This is a genomic window from Streptomyces sp. NRRL WC-3549 (assembly GCF_000721935.1).
Lineage (GTDB): Bacteria > Actinomycetota > Actinomycetes > Streptomycetales > Streptomycetaceae > Streptomyces.
Genome location: NZ_KL585429.1, coordinates 79,971 through 82,481, shown reverse-complemented (window position 1 = coordinate 82,481; position 2,511 = coordinate 79,971). Strand labels below are relative to the sequence as shown.

Genomic DNA, 2,511 nt, shown 5'->3' with positions numbered 1-2,511 from the left:
CCCCAAGGGCGCCTGGGGCGAGGGTGAGCAGATCCACACGGTCGCCAAGAAGGACTTCGCCCAGGACTTCCCGGAGCTGACGGGCTGGCTGAAGGACTTCGAGCTGAGCGAGGAGGAGCTGGCCTCCCTGGAGGTCGAGCTCCAGAAGGGCGGCGCCGGCAAGGAGAAGGAGTCCGCCCGGCACTGGATGGACGCCCACCCCGACGTCGTGGAGAGGCTGACGCCGGTCACGGGCTGATCAACGGCAAGCCACCTTCTGAGGGGGACGGTCCCGGTAGCGCACCGGAGCCGTCCCCCTCAGGCTTGTCCCAGGAGGCGTCCGGCCGGCGCCGCCCGCACAGCGCCCGCGAGGCCCCGGGGGCCTCCGGTCCGCCCACTTCCACGTCATCGCGCGAACGACATGCGTAGGGTGCTGGCAACCGGGAGGATGGCGATCCGGGGAGGGAGCCGGGACATGGACGACAAGGAAGCCCTTCGAGTGGGTGCCGCGGTCCGCCGACGGCGCAGGGCCCTCGGGCTCACCCTGGCCGCGGTGGCCGGGCGCAGTGGACTGTCCGTACCGTTCCTCAGCCAGATCGAGAACGAACGTGCCAGACCCAGCCCCGGTTCGCTGGACCGGGTGGCCCGGGCGCTGGAGACCACCACCGAGCGGTTGCGCGCCGCGGCGGACTCGGCACGCTCCGTGGAGGTCGTACGGGCCCACGACGACGACGGCGCGCACCGGCTGGTGCACGGCCGCCACCAGCTCAGCGCCCTGGAGTTCGTCGGCGAGCAGGACCTCGGGCGGGAGTTCCAGCACCGCAACGACGAGCTGATGTACGTGGTGGAGGGCGCCGTGGAGGTCGAGGCCGAGGGCCGGGCCCACCGGCTGGGACGCGGCGACACCCTGTTCCTCTCGGGCGGGGTGCGGCACCGGTGGCGGGCGACCGAGCCTCCCGGCTGCTGGTCGTCGCGGTCGCCGAACACATCGACGCCACGTACGACTCCCGGCGGTGACGGGGTGGTGACGCGGGTCGTCTCGCTCGTCCCCTCCCTCACCGAGGCCGTCGCCGCCACCGCCCCGGAGCTGCTCGTGGGCGTCACCGACTGGTGCACCCACCCCGCGGAGCTGACCGCCGCGAGGATCGGCGGCACGAAGAACCCCGACGTCGCCGCGGTGGCCGCCCTGCGCCCGGACCTCGTCGTCGCCAACGAGGAGGAGAACCGGCCGTCCGACCTGGCCGCCCTCCGCGAGGCCGGAGCGGAGGTCCTGGTCACCGAGGTCCGCACCCTGCCGCAGGCCTTCGCCGAGTTGGAACGGGTCCTCGTCACCGGGTGCGGCCTGGCCCGCCCGCGCTGGCTGGACGAGGCGGAGGCCGCCTGGGCGGCGCTGCCGCCCGCCCCCGCCCTGCGCCCTGCGGTCGTACCGGTCTGGCGCCGGCCGTGGATGGTGCTGGGCCGCGACACCTTCGCCGGTGACCTGCTGGCCCGGCTCGGGGTGCGGAACGTGTACGCCGGGCACGCCGAGCGCTATCCGCGGGTGCCGCTCGCCGAACTGAACGCGTCAGGGGCCGAGCTGGTCGTGCTGCCCGACGAGCCGTACCGCTTCACGGCCACCGACGGACCCGAGGCGTTCCCCGCGCTGCCCGCCGCCCTCGTCGACGGGCGCCACCTCACGTGGTACGGGCCGTCGCTGGCCGAAGCGGCCCGGGGGCTGCGAGCAGCGCTCCGCCGATGAGCCCGCGCGCCGTCCGCACGGCCGCCACCGCCCAGGCGGTGACCAGCAGGACGTAGACCGCGACGGCCAGCCAGGTGAACGCGGTCAGGCCGGTGTGCCGGGCCAGTCCCGCCGCTCCGGTCACGCACGTGCCGACGGGGAAGGTGAAGCCCCACCACGTCATCGTGAACGTCATGCCCCGGCGCAGGGCCCGCACGACCATCGCGGCGGCCAGCCCCAGCCACAGCAGCGCGAAGCCCATGACCGGCACCCCGTACAGCACCGCGAACGCGCCGAACGCGGAGGCGTACGCCGTACCGACGGCGTGCGGGGCCACATCGGCGAGCTGGCCGACGGCGGTGGTGGACTGCCCGAGCGGGCCGAGCACCAGGAACAGCGTCGGCGTCAGCGCGAGCGGCAGCGGGCCCTGGTGCACCAGACGCGCGAAGACCAGCGGGAGGAGCGTCAGCGTCGCCAGCAGCGAGAGGCCGAACATCGCGTAGCACGCCAGCAGCAGCGTCATGCGCCACTGGCCGGGCGGCAGCTCCGGTACCAGTGCCGGGCCGACCGCCGCCGAGACCATCGGTGCCACCAGCGGGAGCAGCCACACCGGTGAGGCGGTGCCGGACTCCGGGCGGTGGCGTACGACCATGAGGTACGGGACCGCCACCGCGGCGGCGAGCCCGGTCGCCGTACCCAGCACGAACAGCACCGCGTCCACCGCGACGGCGGCCTGGTGGCCGACGACGTCCCGGCCGACCGCCAGGGTGCTCGCGCCGACCGCGAGCAGCGCCATCGACAGGCAGCCGTAGAAT

General features: G+C 74.5%; 3 protein-coding genes and 1 pseudogene. 3 read left to right on the top strand and 1 reads right to left on the bottom strand.

What is annotated here, in order from left to right:
* From IH13_RS0130030 to IH13_RS45165, 3 genes and pseudogenes are all read left to right on the top strand, one after another.
* On the top strand, positions 1–238 hold a 238-nt coding region (locus IH13_RS0130030), incomplete at its 5' end, for a glycine betaine ABC transporter substrate-binding protein (protein WP_031089220.1).
* Between the two features lie 162 nt (positions 239–400).
* Positions 401–982: pseudogene (locus IH13_RS45170) on the top strand (helix-turn-helix domain-containing protein); the annotation flags it as partial.
* Positions 983–1,000: 18 nt separating this feature from the next.
* The gene (locus tag IH13_RS45165; RefSeq protein WP_234433442.1) at positions 1,001–1,717 is read left to right on the top strand and encodes a helical backbone metal receptor; all 717 of its coding nucleotides are present in this window, start codon (positions 1,001–1,003) and stop codon (positions 1,715–1,717) included.
* Here the strand turns inward: IH13_RS45165 and IH13_RS38880 are convergent.
* A partial coding sequence (locus IH13_RS38880) for a TDT family transporter (protein ID WP_031089218.1) occupies positions 1,653–2,511 on the bottom strand: 859 nt, incomplete at its 5' end. The genes IH13_RS45165 and IH13_RS38880 overlap by 65 nt on opposite strands.